2 protein-coding genes are annotated in these 945 nt (G+C 46.1%); both read right to left on the minus strand.

Translation table 11 applies throughout. The annotated features are described in order from the left end of the window. The coding region (locus A3735_RS05430; protein WP_197485686.1) for a sigma-E factor negative regulatory protein at positions 1 to 343 on the minus strand (343 nt) is incomplete at its 3' end. After that, positions 343 to 936: an RNA polymerase sigma factor RpoE gene (gene rpoE, locus A3735_RS05435; protein WP_068637707.1), complete on the minus strand. Its 594-nt coding sequence runs from the start codon at positions 934 to 936 to the stop codon at positions 343 to 345. The genes rpoE and A3735_RS05430, both read right to left, overlap by 1 nt. Positions 937 to 945 lie beyond the last annotated feature (9 nt).

Genomic DNA, 945 nt, shown 5'->3' on the forward strand with positions numbered 1-945 from the left:
TCGACGATTCAGAGCTATCATCAAGAAGCGGAACAACTTTTTGATCCTCACGGCGATCAGCAAGATTCTGAGGGACAGTACCTTCTACGCTATCCATCTCGGTACTCATATCGAGTGAAGGTTCAGCTGCATTGTCCCGGATTGCCGCAGCCACCCCGGCACTAATATCAATATTGAAGTGGCTTTCACTATCTCGTTTCAGCACCTGACGCGCCTCATGATAGCGCCCCCACAGTAGCTGCACCTCTTGTTCATCGGAGTGACCGAGTATTCGCTGAAGTTCCAGCTCATTTGACTCATCATCCATCAACGCTGATATAGACTCTCTTAATCTCTCGTCCATTAATCACCTCTCATGGCTTTGATCTCATTATCAATCGCTTCTCTAGCCCTAAATATACGCGACCTAACAGTTCCAACCGGGCATTCCATCACCGCCGCAATTTCGTCATAACTTAAATTATCAAACTCCCTTAGCGTCAAAGCGATGCGCAAATCTTCAGGCAGCTTTTTAATCGTATTCTTGATCACAGCTTCCAACTGGTCTTTACTCAACAACTGTTCAGGTGATGCGGTATCTTTTAAAGCACTGGCATTTGGGTTTAACTCCGCACCCTCAAGCTCACAATCACTTGACGGGGGTCTCCGACCTTTGGATTGAAGGTAGTTTTTAGCGCAGTTTATAGCAATACGATAAACCCAGGTATAAAAGGCACTATCCCCTCTAAACCTGTCTATTGCTCGGTAGGCCTTTATAAAGGCTTCTTGGGTTACATCAGCGACTTCATGGTAATCACTAACATAGCGAGACACGACTGCTGCAACCTTGTTTTGGTACTTTATGACCAGTAAATCAAAGGCTGCTTTATCGCCCCGCTGCACACGGACCACTAACTTCTGATCTATACTCGTGTCAGCGTCAGTTTTTTCAGGCAGTGTGGTATG

This window comes from Oleiphilus sp. HI0061, assembly GCF_001635675.1.